This window comes from Martinezella lusitana (assembly GCF_016901135.1).
GTDB classification, from domain to species: Bacteria; Pseudomonadota; Alphaproteobacteria; order Rhizobiales; family Rhizobiaceae; genus Rhizobium; species Rhizobium lusitanum_D.
In genome coordinates this window covers 173,383-188,683 of record NZ_JAFEVL010000045.1, presented here as the reverse complement: position 1 = coordinate 188,683, position 15,301 = coordinate 173,383, and the positions used below count along the sequence as shown (strand labels likewise).

The window sequence follows — 15,301 nt, the reverse complement described above, 5'->3', positions numbered from 1 at the left end:
GCATCACCTTTGCTCGGAACGCACCCGCCGGTCTTCGGCGGCACGGTTCCCGGCCGCACGGAGTTCGGCCAGTGGCCTTGTCCGGCTGCCGGTCAGCAGGTTGTAGAAGGACGGCAGGGCGTAACGCGCCATGCCGTTGGTCAGGGGCAGCAGCAGCAAAGCAAGGAGCGCTGCCGTGAGGTAGAAAATCGGATAGAGATCGCTGCCGCCGCGGTTCCAGAGGACCCAGAGACAGAACAACAGCGGGTAATGGGCGCAGAAGATCCAGAAGCTCAATCCGCCGGTTTCTGCCAATCCTCGTCCGATCCGACTGCGGATCAAGATCGCCGACAGCGCCCAGAAGCCGGGAATACCGACGAGCACCATCAGATTGCGACTGACTTCGAGCCATAGCGGCAGCCCGGGGCCTGTCATGTAGGAAGCAGTTGCCAGGAGCGCTGCGAGCGCAATGAAGGCGGGACCGATGAGGCCGGCATAGCGGTCCATGACCGTGACATCGACGCGATACATACTGAGATAGATGCCGAAGGCGAAGCTGAAGAGAATGGAATTCCTGAGCACGATACCGATCGGCACCGGCAATGCCGCGAGCAGCAACAGGAACGCCAGCGTTACCAGCGGCGCGCGGCGGATGAGAAAAGCCAGCAGCGGCGACAGCAGGATGCAGACGAACAGATCACGCAGGAAATACAGCGGCAGATTGATCGGCGTGCCGTCGATCGCGAACAGAAGCGTGGAAAGCGTGTGCAGGTTGGCGCTCGACAGATCAGGCATATAGCCGTCGCTGATGCCGTAGCTCTGCAGGACCAGGACGAACAGAAAGAAAGCGCAGTTCCACAAGGCGAATGGCAGGAGAACCGTCTTCACCTTGCGCCGGATGGTCTTGCCATAGTCCAATGACACTGCTCCATGACGGAACAGCAGATAGCCTGAGATAACGCTGAGGCAGGGAACGCCGACGCGAAACAGACTCTCGCGTAGAAAAACCCGAATCCAGTCAAACAGGCCGTAGGCGTCGCTGAACGGGCTACTATCCGCATCGAATGGAATATGAACAAATATGATGCCCGAGATGAGCACAAAACGCATGAGGTTTATCCGCGAAGACACGTTGGCAGTCACGTTCACGATGTCTGTCACCCCTTTTTCGGGCCGCACCCCCCTCGCAGCCATTTCAATCAGAGTCGAGCAGAGCCCGCACACGATAACCTAGGGCGCTCTTGGGAAAGGGAATATGGCAGTGCAGCAAAAATGAGGGTCAAACGGCGTCTGATCGGGCCGCAACGCGATGGTTCGAGGCCGAGGAAAAGACCGAACCAAACGATTTAGATGCCAGAAAACCTATGGAGCCAAAGGCATTTAAGCAAATTTAAATATTTTGACCGCGACGCGGTATATACTCTTCACACAGCCTCTATTTTTTTGCCGGAAGGTGAAGATTTTTTTGCATCGCGGTAGGATTTCGCGATGAAGCATGACCAAAATACGACAATGTTTCAATCCTGATGGGAAATTCGTGCGACCATGCACCTCTCATGGCTGTAGCCAGACCAAGCTGGCGGCGCCGATGCCGCCTGGAAACTCGATGACAAGACCGTTCCCGGATCGCGCGGCTTTCACCGCCATTCGACAGCATGCGCCCACCGGCGCTTCACACTATCCGAGCACAATCTTCGATAAAACGCTCTCTTTGACATTGCTCCGCATCGAATGAACGCTACCTGTTGGCGTCGTGGCAGCATCCATCACCGGGCAAACTGCCTGTGAACGGTGATGGAGACAGCCGAAAAGCCGATGGTTACGTCCCCGGGGGATGAGGCCGAAAACTCTTGGACTAAAAACCGTAAAGGCGGGAAAATGGCATCGATCACGATTGTTATTCCGTTCTATCAGAAGCAGACGGGCATTCTGCAACGCGCTTTGAGGTCGATATCTCGGCAGACGTTTCAGGATTTCGATATTCTCATCGTCGACGATGAATCACCACTTGCAGTGGAAGGCGAGCTGCAGTCGCTGAGCAGTGAAGAGCGAGCACGCATCAAGGTGATCCGCCAGGCAAATGCCGGCCCGGGCGGGGCGCGCAACACCGGTCTCGACAATGTGCCGGCCGAAAGCCGGTTCGTGGCATTTCTCGATTCCGATGATGAATGGGCGCCGGATCACCTACACAATGCATTCGAGACGCTGACGCGGCACGATGCCGATTGCTACTGGGATTCCATTGATGGAGGCGACGAGTTTTACTACCATTTCGGTATCGCGGAACTCGAAAAATCGACTAAGAACGTGCGGATCTCCGAGAGGCCCTCGGTGATCGAGATCCCCGATATCGCCAGCGTCATGTTGCAGGACTGGAGCTTTCTGCACATGTCCTGCATGGTGATCGGGCGCCCCCTCTTCGAGAAGATCCGCTTTGAACCCACGTTGCGGCTGGCAGCCGAAGACGTTCTTTTCTTTTGCGACTGCGTCCTGGCGGCCAAGCGCGTGTTGTTGTGCGAGGACGCCGGTGCGGTGCGCGGCGAAGGCGTGAACATCTTCCACAGCATCGACAATGATTCACCGCAGTTCTTGCGTCAGCAGTTCAACACATGGACGGCACTCAATACGCTTGAACAGAGATTTTCGCGCCGGCCGCAGGATGTCGCCGCCATTCGGCTCTACAAGAATCGTGCCCGCCGCCAGGCGCTTTGGAGCCAGGCGCGGCAGGTCAAGCGGCGGCAAATGCCGCAATTCGGACTGCTGGCGAAATGGGCCTTGCGCGACCCTGTTATTTTACAAAGCGCGATGAAGCTTGCCGTGGGCAAGCTCGCGCCCTAGATTTTGCAGCGCAGCATAAGCTGCGCATGCCGCATTGAAAGAGCCACGGCATGCCCCGCTATCGTTTGGATCAGCAAGGAGTCCTGCATGAAGCCGTTCCACTGGGAATCTACCCATGGCAATTTCGGTGACGATCTCAATCTCTGGCTCTGGGATTTTCTACTTCCCGGCCTTCGCAACGTTCATGATGAAACATTGCTGGTCGGCGTCGGCACCGTTCTCAATACGGAGATATTGCCGACCGACGGCCACAAGCTCGTCATCGGCAGCGGCTTCGGCTACGGTTCGCTTCCCGATACGGGCGACAAGTCAAAATGGGACGTCCGCAGTGTGCGCGGCCCGCTGACGGCGCAAAAAGCCGGCCTGCCCGCCGAGATGGGCATTGTCGATCCGGCCGTACTCGTGACGGAGATGCCGGAATTCCAGAACCTGCCGAAATCAGGCAGGCGCACCTTCATACCCCATTGGGAGTCGGCGGCCGCCGGTCTCTGGCCTGAGATCTGCAAGACGGTCGGCCTTTCCTATCTCGATCCACGCGGCGAGGCCAAAGCCGTGATCCGCGAGCTTGCGACATCCGAGCTGATCGTCGCGGAGTCCATGCATGGCGCAATCCTTGCCGATGCCTTCCGCGTGCCGTGGATCGCGGTCAGCTCCTCGCGCTCGATCAACAGCTTCAAATGGAACGACTGGGCGCGCTCCCTCGGGATCACCTATGCGCCGAAGCACATTCCGGTCTCCACCCGGGCCGAGGCGATCGCCAAGGGCGCCCGCTTCTGGGGCGTCGGTTTCGAGCGCGATCAACAGGCTGCAGCGGAGCTTGAAAAGCAGCGGCACGGGGGAAGCATCCTACTCGCCGACCCTGAACAGACCCCGCTCCGGGTGATGGCGAAGCAGGCGCTTGCCATGCCTTCAGCACTCGCGCTGTGGCAGGCGAGCAAGGCAAAGCCACAGCTGAGCAAGGATAGCGCGCTCGCCTCCTGCAAGGAGCGCCTGCTTGATGTGATCGAGGGCGTGCGGCGCGACTACCTGTAAATCGGGGTAAGTCCTTATTCCGGAGCGGCCTGCAAAAGATAACGCAGGCCGTTCGCTCCCGAATGCGCGATCGGCGCGCCGCCCTTGCGGAAGCGCTCGGTTTTATCGGCGAAGATCCCGCCTGCTATGGCCGGCACGGCAAAGGGATGGCGAAGCGCGTAGGAGGCCGCAGCACCCAGACCCGATTGCGATTTGATATCGAGGAAATGCCGCAGCTCGTAGCGGTCGCGAATATGCCGCTCGTGGCGGCGGAGCGCATCCGCGTCGGCCGGTGAGAGGCCGCCTTTTGCCAGAATCGCCCGATCAGCCTCGTAGAGCCGCCGCAGATCCTCGGTCTTGTGCCGACCGCTGAGGGAATCGCTGCGCACGACTGCGCCATAACCGCAACTATGGATGATCTTGTAGCGCGCCGCGCTGGCGAGAGCGCGCGCATAAAGATCGTAATCCTCGCCCAGGCGCAGCGTTTCATTGTATCGCAAGCCATGAGCATCCAGAAAGGAGCGGCGCATGAGCGGCTTCAGAAAGCCGATCTCACCGCGACGGACGCCCCGCTTGGAGATATTGCCCTCGACGAAGGCAACGAGATCGAGGAAACGTGGCTTCGCATCGAAATGATCGAGCCTGGTATGGGCATCCGAAACCCCATCGGCATTGACGAAGGCGATATTGTCGGCGACGAAATCCCAGTCATCCGCAGCAAGCAGCGACTTGAAGCGTCCGGGGAAGAAGAAATCATCCGCATCGAGGATGCTGATCAGCGGGGCACGCGAGGCCTCGATGGCATGGTTGCGCGCTGCCGCCGGACCGCGATTCTTCTCGAATTCGCAAATCGTCAGTCTGCCGCTGCCGTCATCGGCCTTGCTGGCCGCCGCAGCGGTACCGTCAGTCGAACCGTCGTCAATGACGACGACTTCCGCCACCTCGGGCTCTCGAAGCGCCGACGCGACGGCCAGGCCAATGGTCTCGCCGGCATTCTTTGCCGCGATGATTACACAGACGCTTTTTCCGGCACTGTCAGTCACATCAGTCTCCATGGTTCTGCCGAAGACTTAGGACATGGCTGCGATCCGACAACCGTTCGGTCGCCAAAAGATATCTGATATCCCGGTGTCAGGGATTGAACGGCTCAGACCGATTGAGGCTGGGTGCCGGCAGGCCGCCGACCTTGGCATCCTCCGCAACCGGCATCGCCACCTTGTCTTTGTTCAACAGCCCATCGCGCTCCTTGCGCTCTTTCCAAACAAGATAGAGCACGCCCAGGAAATATCCGATCTGCAGAAGCACGGCGCAAATCGCCGTTTCGATCAGTGTCGTCGAAAGAGAATTCGTCAGGAAGTAGGTCGCGACAGCAAATACGACCAGCGTGCCCAGCATGCTAATGAAAACGCGCGGCGCATACATAGTGCTACCTCGCCCGCTCAAACATTACAAAAAAAGCGATCAAGGTCTTTCCTCCCTTATCAGACCTGAATGCCAAATATATTTTATGATTCATTGAAATTCAACCAAGTGTCAACGATCCGTTACGAATTGACACGATCCTAACCCCGCGCCCGTTAAAACTACACCTCGATTATAATTACAATTGAATTTGTTCTTTTTCTTCGATGCAACCGAGGGAAGACTGGCCAACAATCCGCAATCTTTTGGACACAAATTGGCCGTCTTCATCATGCCGGCTCGCCGACAATTCAATCAACTTTTATTACAAAGTCCCAAGATAGCCCGCACCGGCATGTGCATCGCAATATATTGCTGCAATGCAATATTCCCCACGGAGAATCAAGTTAGCGGACGGCCAGGCAAGAGCGCCTAGAGGCTAGCCATGCGTCTGACAATGAACAAACTAACCCTCGCACCTATAACATTCTGCAAAATAACGATCGACTAGGCGAGAGAACTACCAATAGGGCAGTTATACGGAGTTTAGTACAGTATAATCCGCATATAAATAATCACTAAATTAAACATGCGCATCGATGGAGCGGTAACTCCATACCTCCATACCATATCGCTACAAAAGTTTGGCGCAAAAAGTCAAAATCCCGGCCTACACTCCGGCTATCTTAGCTCTAGTTACGCGTCCGAGAATTCCCGACCAATCGCCAACATAAATGGAGCTTTCTCTATGAAGTCTGCGACGAGATCGGCCACACCGGCTTTTTTCAGCGCCGCGGAAAGCGACGTCTTTCCACCAACTGGTGGAGTACTGAAGCGCATTTTCGACGTCTCTGCCGCGCTAACCGCTCTGGTCCTCATCAGCCCGCTTTTCCTGATGCTGATGCTACTGGTAAAGCTTTCTGATCGCGGTCCAGCCTTCTATGGCCACCGCCGTATCGGCCACAGTGGCAAAAGCTTCCCCTGCCTCAAATTTCGGACCATGGTCGTCAACGGCGACAAGGTGCTGCAGGCCTATCTGCAGGCCAATCCGAAAGCGATGGACGAGTGGCGCGCTACCCGCAAGCTGCAGAATGATCCCCGCGTCACTCTTGTCGGTGCGGTGCTGCGCAAGCTCAGCCTCGATGAGCTGCCACAGCTCATCAACATCATCCGCGGCGAAATGAGTATCGTTGGCCCACGCCCGGTCGTGGAAGACGAACTCGAACTCTATGAAACGTCCGCCATCTATTATCTGCAATCCCGCCCGGGCCTGACAGGCCTCTGGCAGGTGAGCGGCCGCAACGACGTCTCCTATGCCAGCCGTGTCGCCTTCGACACGCATTACGTCAAGAACTGGTCACTCAGCAGCGACATGATGATCATCGCCAAAACCATTCCTGCAGTCTGCCTTTCGCGTGGCAGCTACTGAAAACGACCGGCAGATACCCGCAGGAGGTTTCCTGCGGCATTCCCGCACTTGGCGGGACTGCGATCCAATAACAGGGAAGATCCTGCATGATTGAATTTCGGCCTTTGAAGAGGCTTGTTCGCGTAAACACATCTTTTCGGCGCGTAGCTTTCGCCGCCGTCTGCCTCTGCGCGGTGTCGGCCGCGGCCCACGCCGATAGTATTCCCGGATATCATCTGGGCGTCATGGACAAGCTGCATGTCCGTGTTGCCGAATGGCAGACCGCCGAAGGCACCATTCGTGACTGGTCGGTGGTCACGGGCGACTATACGGTCGGCCCTTCCGGCTCGATTTCCATCCCTTTCATCGGTGATATGCCCGCTATTGGCAAGACGACGGATCAGATCGCCGAGGCTATCGGCATCGGGCTGCAGAAGCAGTTCGGCCTGCGCGACCGCCCTTCGGCCTCCGTCGAAATGTCGCAGTTTCGACCGATTTACCTTTCCGGAGAGATCCAAAATCCGGGTGAGTTTCCCTTTGCGCCCAACCTGACCGTGCTTAAGGCCGTGAGCCTCGGTGGCGGCATGCGCCGTGCGGATGCAGGCCAGCGCTTTGCGCGCGATTTCATCAACGCCAAGGGTGATGCGGTCGTCTATATGGCCGAACGCGGACGCCTGCTGATGCGCAAAGCCCGGCTGCTGGCCGAATTGACCAATAAGGACGAGATCGAAGTCCCACCGGAACTCAAGCAATTGCCGCAAGCGACAGCCTTGCTCGCAAGCGAGAAGGCGCTGATGCAGACACGCAGCCAGCGCATGACGACGCAGCTGAAATCCCTGGAAGATCTGAAGACACTTCTGCAGAACGAAGTGGAAACTCTCGCGAAGAAGACCGATACGCAGAGCCGTCAGCTGGATCTAGCCAAGGCCGACCGCGACAAGGTCGAAAGCCTCGCCGACAGGGGGCTGGAACTTGCCTCCCGCCGGATCTCCGCCGAGCAGCGCGCCTCCGATCTGGAGGCCACCCTTCTGGATACCGAGACGACGTCCCTCAAAGCCAAGCAGGATATCAACAAGGCCAACCAGGACGAGATTACTCTGCATAACGACTGGCAGGGATCCCTGGCGCAGGATATGCAGGACACCGACACGCAGCTGGAAACGCTGCAGCTTAAGCTTTCCACCAGCCAGTCCCTCATGCAGGAAGCGGTCGCCCAATCGGCCGATGCCAGCAACCTCGATGGCAACGGCCAGGACGTCAACGTCGTCTATACGATCATTCGCGACGACAACGGCCAGACCAAGGAAATTACGGCCCAGGAGAACACCCAGGTGCTGCCCGGTGACCTCATCAAGGTCAGCACCGGTCTTGCAATGCGATAAGGAGAGCTGATGCGGATCGCCAAATCGGTCTTCGTCCGGCCGGGAAGCAACGCTACCTACGGCATGGTGGCGACTGCCCTGTCTTTCTTCGTCTTTGCCTATTCCTCCCGCTTCGGCCAGCCGTCCATTCTGCTTTACTACGCCCTGTGGTTCCCGCTTGTGCTGATGGACTATCGCAACGTGCTGGGCAGCTACCAGAAGCAGCTCTGGATTTTCGCGTTCGGCGTCTTGACCTGCCTCTCGATCTTCTGGTCGGCCGTACCCTCGGTGACCGCGCGAGCGGCGATACAATATATGACGCACATCATCTGCGCCCTGATCGCCATGCGCACGCTGGATATTCGCACGCTTACGCGCGGCGCGATCGCCGGCACCGGCCTCGTGCTCATCTATTCGATTCTGTTCGGATATTATGCGTATGACCCCATCGACGGGACCTTCAGCTTCGTCGGCGCCTTCGATTCGAAGAACCAGCTTGGCTTCTATGCCTCGCTCGGCATCTATTTCGCCTTTGCAGCCGTCTTCATCCTCGGCGAACGTCGGATCTGGATGGTCGGCGCGGGAATTGCCGGACTGCTCTCAGCCTATTGTCTGCTTGCCTCGCAGTCGGCGACTTCGGTCCTCACCACGGGATTGGTCGTGATGCTCGGTCTCAGCATGCGCATCATTCTTTTCCTGTCGCCGAAGCAGCGCAAGTCGTTGTTTGCTGCGGTGGCCATTTCCGGCGTCGTCCTTGCGGTTGCCGGCGTCTATCTCGGCGCTGTCGATCTCGTGCTCGGCGCCTTCGGCAAGGATTCGACACTGACGGGCCGTACCTATCTCTGGCAACAGGGTATCGCGGCAGCGCAATTGAACCCCTTCTTCGGGGTCGGCTATCAGGCCTATTGGGTCCAGGGCTTTTCCGAACCGGAGCGCCTGTGGGAAGAATTCTACATCGCTTCGCGCACGGGCTTCCATTTTCACAACACCTATATCGAAACGACAGTCGAAACCGGGCTGGTCGGCGTCCTTTTGCTTGCCTCGATACTGCTGACGACGGTCATCGGCCATATCAGTCGCTTCTTGAGCGACAACAGGAACGACGAATCCTACGTGCTATTGGGTGTAGCGACACTGCTTCTGATCCGCTCCTTCGTCGAGATCGACATTCTCAACCCGTATCATGTCGGCTCTTTCCTGTTCTACTTCGCGGCAGGAAAGCTATCGATGCGGACGCGCGTGCCGAAAGCCGACCCTCTCGGGTCTTACGACCGGATGGAATTTGCGCCACCAGCGAACTGGGAGCCGCGAACCGGTCGATGAAAACGCTCTACGGAATCCAATATCTTCGCGCCTTTGCCGCCCTCGCCGTGGTGCTGTTCCATGCGGCTGAGCGCAGCGGAAGCCATTTCCGGATCGGGGCTGCCGGCGTCGACGTCTTCTTCGTCATCAGCGGCTTCATCATGTGGACCATGAGCGAGCGCCGGCCGGTGACGCCACTGCGCTTCCTGCTCGACCGCCTGCAACGGATCGCGCCATCCTACTGGATCGTCACGGCGATCATGATCGTCGGCGCGATCGTCGGCCTGTTCCCGAGCATGAAACTGACGGCAGGCCACATCGCCGGCTCGCTCCTGTTCATTCCGGTTCGCTCGCCGAGCAACGGCGAGATCTGGCCGGTGCTGGTGCAGGGCTGGACGCTGAACTTCGAGATGTTCTTCTATGTCCTCTTTGCAGCCTGCCTGTTCCTGCCGCGGCGTCTGCGCCTTGGCGGCATGATCGGCATCTTTGCCGCCTTCGTCATTGTCGGCGCAATCTTTGCCCCGCAATCGCCTATGCTTGCCACCTATACGAGGCCGATCATCCTGGAATTCGTGGCTGGTGCCATCCTCGGCCAGTTGTGGCTCAAGGGAAATGTTCCCGGCGCTGGCCTCGGTCTTGCCCTGATCATCGCATCGATCTCGGGCTTTGCCGCAATCGAGATATTCGGCTTCGAGTTCAACGAGATTACCTGCGGCCCGCTCGCCATCGCGCTCGTGCTGGGCATGGTTTCGGTGGAGCGCAGTGGCAGGCTGCCGGAGATTTCGCCGTTCACCTATCTCGGAAACAGCTCCTATTCCATCTATCTCTGGCATACCCTGGCGATCTCGGTAATCGCGAAACTCGTCGCCTCCACGCCGATTCCTTCCGATGTCGCCGCCTTCATCGGCGCGATAGCGGGCACCCTGCTCGGCATCCTTGCCTATGAGCTTGTCGAAAAGCCGATGCGCAATGTGTTGCGAAACGTCAGCTGGCGAAGAGCACGCCCTTCGCCAGCGTGAGGGCATGATCCAACGTCACATGCGCCGGCGGCGCAGCTGATCGAAATAGACGATCACGATGATCAGCGCGCCGGTGATGATGCGCTGCCAGAAAGAGTTCAGGTTCAAGAGATTGGCGCCGTTGTTGATCGTGGCCAGAATGAAGGCACCGATCAGCGGGCCATAGACGGAGCCGATCGCGCCAAACAGGCTGGTGCCGCCGATAACCGACGATGCGATCGCCTGCAGTTCCCAGCCATCGCCCTGGGTCGCATTGCCGATAGCTATGCGCGAGGCAAGCAGAACACCGACCAAGGCGGCGCAGGTTCCAGACAGTATATAGGCGAAATAGATCATCCTGTTGACATTGACGCCGGACAGGCGCGCCGCCTCGCGGTTGGAGCCGACGGCGAAAAGATAACGGCCCCAACGACTCAAATGCAGGAAGACGACGGCTGGAACCGCCACCACGATCACCATCCAGAACAGGCTCGGAATACCGAGAAAATCGGCGACCGCGAAATTTGTGAAAGCGTCATTGACGATGTTGATGCTCGAACCGTTGGTGATCAGCAGGCCGATGCCGCGCAGGGACGTCAGCGTCGCCAACGTGATGATGAAAGGTGGCAAACCCATACGCACGATGCCGAAGCCATGGAATGCCCCGATAAGAACCCCGAACAGCAAGGTGATGAGGATAGCGGCCCAGACCGGTACTCCGGCCTGGAGCAGCCAGGCGACCACCACGGTGCAGAAGCCGACGATTGCGCCAACGGAAAGATCGATGCCCCCGGTGATGATGACGAAGGTTTGTCCAAGCGCAAGAATGGCCGTCATCGACCCCTGGCGCGCCAGGTTGGTGATGTTGAGCTGCGTCCAGAACACGTCTGTCGAGAAGCCGAGCACGATCCATAGCGCAATCAAAAGCAGGATCAGCGTCAGGCTGAAGAGGATATTCATCTTACGCCGCGGTGCAACGGCTGGGCCTTCTGTGGTGTTCGCGGCCATTCTTGTTCTCCCTCTTTTTACTTATTATCGCTCAGACGCAATCGCCTCGCCGAGGACTTCCTCATGCGTGGCAGCGTGAAAATCATGGCTGGCGACCAGCTGGCCGTGGCGAAAGACATGCAGACGATCGGCTAGCTCATAAACCTCCGGCAGATAGGAGGAGATGACGATGATGCCTGCACCGTTGCGAAGCAGCTTGGCGAACAGCCGGTAGATCTCTGCCTTGGTGCCGACATCGACACCCACCGTCGGCTCGTCGAAGATGAAAAGCTTGGCGCCGTGGCTCAGCCATTTGCCGATGACCACCTTCTGTTGATTGCCGCCGGACATGGCGGAAACCAGGACCCGCCGGCTGGGCGTCTTTATGCTGAGATCGCGGATTTGCTTGTCAGCATTAGCAGCCTCGCTCTTGTTGTTGATGATCGGACCGCGGCTCAGCCGCCCGAACACAGGCAAATTGATGTTGAGGCCGATCGGCAGGTTGAGGCAGAGCCCCTGATCGCGGCGGCTCTCCGGCGCGAGCGCGATACCGAGATCCATGGCGTCGCGCTCGTTACGGATTTCGACCTTGCGACCCTGCCAATAGATCTCGCCTGCCGAGACCGGCTGACGGCCATAGAGGCCGAGCGCGAATTCGCTGCGGCCGGCTCCAATCAGCCCATAAAGTCCGACGATCTCGCCGGCTCGCACAGTCAGCGAGACATCCTCGAAACCGGGACCCGAAAGGCCGCGCGTCTCCAGGATGGGCTCACCGATCGGGATCTCTTCCTTGTGGTAGATCTGTTCGATAGAGCGATTGATCATCAGCTTGATCAGTTCGTCGTCATTGGTCTCGGCAATCAGGCGGGTGCCGACATGCGTGCCGTCGCGCAGCACGGACACGCGGTCGGCCAGCTCGAAGACCTCCTCCATGCGGTGGCTGATGTAGACGATCGTCACGCCTTCGCTTTGCAACCGGCGGATCAGCTTGAACAGCTGTGCCGATTCCTTGCGCGTCAAATAGGCGGTCGGCTCGTCGAAGATCAGGAACTGCGTGCCACGCATGGCGGCGCGGGCGGTTGCGACCAGCTGCTGCTGACCAATGGTGAGCGAGCTCAGAAGATCGGCGGCCGGCAGCCCAAAGCCGAGGTCGTCAAGCACCGTCTGGGCCATAGCGACCATCTGCTTCTTGCGCATCAGGCCAAAGCGATTGACTTCATCACCGAGAAAAAGATTGGCCGCGACCGTCAGATGCGGGCAAAGGACGACCTCCTGATGCACGGCGTTGATGCCGCGCGCGATCGCTTCATTGGGATTGGCAAGAGCGACGGGATGGCCGCACCAGAATATCTCGCCAGCCGTCCTGGTGATGACGCCGGTCAGGAGCTTGATGAGCGTCGACTTGCCGGCACCATTTTCGCCGACAATGGCGTGGATTTCGCCGGCCAGAAACGTGATCGTCGCCGGCTTCAGCGCCTCGACATAGCCATAGCGCTTCTGCAATCCCTTGAGTTCGAGGATAGGCGAGCCGGCCGGAACGCGACTTGCTTCCGTCTTGATCGTGTCATCGTGCCGATGGCTGATTTCTTCGAGGCTCGTCATGGGTCTCCTCCCTCTGGCATCACCGCGCGGCCGCCCAAGAAGCGGACAGACGAAAAGGCCGCGCCCGATGGATCGGGCGCGGCCTCAAGGCTTTACTTGACCTTCGGGTTGATCAAGGCCTCGATCTTTGGATCGCTCATGTTGGCCTTGGTCACGAGGTTGGCGCCGGTGTCGACGTTGGCTTCAACCTTTTCACCCTTGGAGACGGCGAGAGCGGTCTTGATGCCATCGTACCCCATGCGGTACGGGTCCTGAACGACGAGACCGGCAATGGCGCCGCTCTTGAGGAAGCCGAGGGTCTTGTCGTCGCTATCGAAGCCGATGACCTTGACCTTGTCACTGAGCTTGTTTTCAGCAATGGCCTGGCCGACACCCTGCGCCATGATCAGATTGGAGGCAAAGACGCCAACGATCTTCGGATTTGCCGTGATCAGGTCAGTCATGATGTTGAGGCCGGTCGTTGCCTGACCGTCAGCATACTTGTCGGCGACGACCTTCAGGCCCGGATACTTGGTCTTGACCTGATCCAGGAAGCCCGTGCGGCGCTGTTCGAGAGAACCAGCTCCGGGCGTGTTGGTGATGATGACGACATCGCCCTCATCCTTGCCGGTCATTTGCTTGATCGCAGCGGCAAGGCCATCAGCAGCAATACGGCCGCCCTGAGTGTTGTCGGTGGTCAGAAATGACTTAAAAGCCTTAGAGTCGGCGCCGGAGTCGATGCCGATAATCGGAACGGACTTCGCTGCTTCGTCCACGGGCTTGCCGAGCGCCTTGAACTCGGTCGGCGAGATGACGATTGCGGCCGGCTTGCCGGCAACGGCGTTTTCAAGAATGCTGATCTGACCGTTGACGTCGGTTTCAGCCTGCGCACCCAGTTCCGGCACCTTGACGCCGAGATCCTTGCCCGCCTGGCGTGCGCCGGCGAGAACGATCTGCCAGTAGAAGGACGTCGTGTCCTTGACGATGATGGGAATGGTCACATCGGCCGCGAAAGACTGCGCCGGCATGGCCATTGCGATGAAGGCAGCGCCGGCAAGACCGGCAAGGCTGCGACGGGTCAGAAGTGACTTGGCAATATTCATCTGCTTCTCCTCTCAACGCGCTCTGTTCTCCTGCACACCCGCCGTTGAACGCTTACGGCTCGGTATCGTGACGCCCTGAGGCATCACACATCGCGCAGCGGCATTGGCCACCGACGCCAAAACAGGCTTTCCTCCTCCTCGAAGCCGTCTCTCCCGACGGCCCGATAGCTACTATCTCTGCCTACACCCGGACAGCCTCGTCTCCCAACGGCGGTGCAACCAGGGTCAATCCTTCAAATTCCGCATAGAGGCTGCCGGGAAGCCGAGGTTCCACGAGCTGCATATTGCGAACGAGACTTGTCGCTTTCGCCGTGCCGATCAGAACCGAGGCCACGCAAGGGTGGCGCAACGGGAACTGAAGTGCCGGCTGGGCAAGCGATAGGCCATGCTTGCGTGCGATCTCTTCCATCGCACCAACCTTGGCCAGAACATCCGGCGTTGCCGGAAGATAGTCGAAATGCGCGTCGGGCACCGGGCCTGTCGCAAGAATACCGGAATTGAAGACGCCACCGACGACCAGCGACGTGCCCTTCTTTTCACAAAGTGGCAGCAGCTCCGCGACTGCGGAACGGTCCAGCAGCGTATAGCGGCCCGCCAGAAGGATACAGTCGATATCGGCTGCACGCATGACATCGAGGCAAACGGGCACCTCGTTGACGCCGAGACCATAGGCCTTGATCGTGCCTGATGATTTCAGCTCCTCCAGCGCCTTCAATCCGGATCCCAGGAGCTGGCCGAGATAGCGCTCGTTCAGCGCCTTGCCGTGCGTATAGCCGCCAATGTCGTGGACGTAGAGCATGTCGATGCGGTTGAGGCCGAGGCGGGCATAGCTGAATTCCACCGACCGCATGATGCCGTCATAGGAATAGTCATAGTCGGCATCGAACGGCAGCGGATCGACATAGCCGTAGTTCGGCACCTTGTCGCTCGGCACCGGGCGCATCAAGCGTCCGACCTTGGTCGAAAGCACATAGCTGTCTTCCGGCTGGTCGCGCAGGAAATCGCCGACATAGCGCTCGCCAAGACCAAAACCATACCAAGGTGCGACATCGAAATAGCGGATGCCGCTGTCCCAGGCAGCCTGCAAAGTCTCCATCGCCTGGTCGCGGGGGCAAGCACGATAGAGACCGCCCAAGGCCGCAGCGCCGAAGCTGATTTCGGTGACCTCCAGGCCTGTCCTGCCGATTGTTCTTCTCTTCATCACCTCTCCCTTGTGATGACGCTATTTCAATTTCCATCGTATCCGGCCACTGAAGCCCGAACACTTATGTCCTGCAATATCCATCGATGGCGACAAGGCCGGAATCATGGCTGGCCGCTGCCGTCAGGCAG

The 15,301-nt window shown here is 58.7% G+C and carries 13 protein-coding genes; 6 read left to right on the top strand and 7 right to left on the bottom strand.

Annotated elements, in window-relative coordinates; translation table 11 throughout:
- Nucleotides 1-3: 3 nt before the first annotated feature.
- Entirely contained in the window at nt 4-1,089 is a 1,086-nt protein-coding gene (locus JTP94_RS16735) for an acyltransferase (RefSeq protein ID WP_210384177.1), read from the bottom strand.
- 768 nt (nt 1,090-1,857) lie between these two features.
- Between JTP94_RS16735 and JTP94_RS16730 the strand changes: the two genes are divergently transcribed.
- Both JTP94_RS16730 and JTP94_RS16725 read left to right on the top strand, forming a co-directional pair.
- Nucleotides 1,858-2,817: a glycosyltransferase family 2 protein gene (locus JTP94_RS16730; protein ID WP_204852304.1), complete on the top strand. Its 960-nt coding sequence runs from the start codon at nt 1,858-1,860 to the stop codon at nt 2,815-2,817.
- A gap of 87 nt (nt 2,818-2,904) precedes the next feature.
- Nucleotides 2,905-3,849 carry a polysaccharide pyruvyl transferase family protein gene (locus JTP94_RS16725; protein ID WP_204851609.1) on the top strand — a complete coding sequence of 315 codons (945 nt, stop codon included), beginning with the start codon at nt 2,905-2,907 and terminating at the stop codon, nt 3,847-3,849.
- A 14-nt stretch (nt 3,850-3,863) separates the two neighbouring features.
- Here JTP94_RS16725 and JTP94_RS16720 read toward each other — a convergent pair whose 3' ends face one another.
- Nucleotides 3,864-4,871 (bottom strand): glycosyltransferase family 2 protein, encoded by a 1,008-nt coding sequence (locus JTP94_RS16720; protein WP_204851608.1) that lies wholly within the window; start codon nt 4,869-4,871, stop codon nt 3,864-3,866.
- 88 nt (nt 4,872-4,959) lie between these two features.
- The gene (locus JTP94_RS16715; RefSeq protein WP_204851607.1) at nt 4,960-5,250 is read right to left on the bottom strand and encodes an exopolysaccharide production repressor protein; all 291 of its coding nucleotides are present in this window, start codon (nt 5,248-5,250) and stop codon (nt 4,960-4,962) included.
- 727 nt (nt 5,251-5,977) lie between these two features.
- Between JTP94_RS16715 and JTP94_RS16710 the strand changes: the two genes are divergently transcribed.
- The 4 genes from JTP94_RS16710 to JTP94_RS16695 all read left to right on the top strand — a co-directional run bounded on the left by JTP94_RS16710 (nt 5,978) and on the right by JTP94_RS16695 (nt 10,319).
- Complete coding sequence (locus JTP94_RS16710; protein WP_204851606.1) at nt 5,978-6,658, top strand: sugar transferase; 681 nt, start codon at nt 5,978-5,980, stop codon at nt 6,656-6,658.
- An 86-nt stretch (nt 6,659-6,744) separates the two neighbouring features.
- Nucleotides 6,745-8,019, top strand: coding sequence for a polysaccharide biosynthesis/export family protein (locus tag JTP94_RS16705; protein WP_204851605.1), 1,275 nt, complete (start codon nt 6,745-6,747; stop codon nt 8,017-8,019).
- Nucleotides 8,020-8,028: 9 nt separating this feature from the next.
- The gene (locus JTP94_RS16700; protein ID WP_204851604.1) at nt 8,029-9,321 is read left to right on the top strand and encodes an O-antigen ligase; all 1,293 of its coding nucleotides are present in this window, start codon (nt 8,029-8,031) and stop codon (nt 9,319-9,321) included.
- On the top strand, nt 9,318-10,319 hold the full coding sequence (locus tag JTP94_RS16695; protein WP_204851603.1) for an acyltransferase: 1,002 nt from the start codon (nt 9,318-9,320) through the stop codon (nt 10,317-10,319). The genes JTP94_RS16700 and JTP94_RS16695 overlap by 4 nt, the downstream gene beginning before the upstream one ends.
- 15 nt (nt 10,320-10,334) lie before the next feature.
- On the opposite strand, the gene JTP94_RS16690 is transcribed toward JTP94_RS16695, so the two are convergent.
- The 4 genes from JTP94_RS16690 to JTP94_RS16675 all read right to left on the bottom strand — a co-directional run bounded on the left by JTP94_RS16690 (nt 10,335) and on the right by JTP94_RS16675 (nt 15,170).
- The gene (locus JTP94_RS16690; protein WP_204851602.1) at nt 10,335-11,306 is read right to left on the bottom strand and encodes an ABC transporter permease; all 972 of its coding nucleotides are present in this window, start codon (nt 11,304-11,306) and stop codon (nt 10,335-10,337) included.
- A 24-nt stretch (nt 11,307-11,330) separates the two neighbouring features.
- Nucleotides 11,331-12,887, bottom strand: coding sequence for a sugar ABC transporter ATP-binding protein (locus tag JTP94_RS16685; RefSeq protein WP_204851601.1), 1,557 nt, complete (start codon nt 12,885-12,887; stop codon nt 11,331-11,333).
- Between the two features lie 92 nt (nt 12,888-12,979).
- Nucleotides 12,980-13,969: an ABC transporter substrate-binding protein gene (locus JTP94_RS16680; protein WP_204851600.1), complete on the bottom strand. Its 990-nt coding sequence runs from the start codon at nt 13,967-13,969 to the stop codon at nt 12,980-12,982.
- Between the two features lie 181 nt (nt 13,970-14,150).
- A complete protein-coding gene (locus tag JTP94_RS16675) occupies nt 14,151-15,170 on the bottom strand; it encodes an aldo/keto reductase (protein WP_204851599.1) in 1,020 nt (339 codons plus the stop codon).
- Nucleotides 15,171-15,301: the final 131 nt, after the last annotated feature.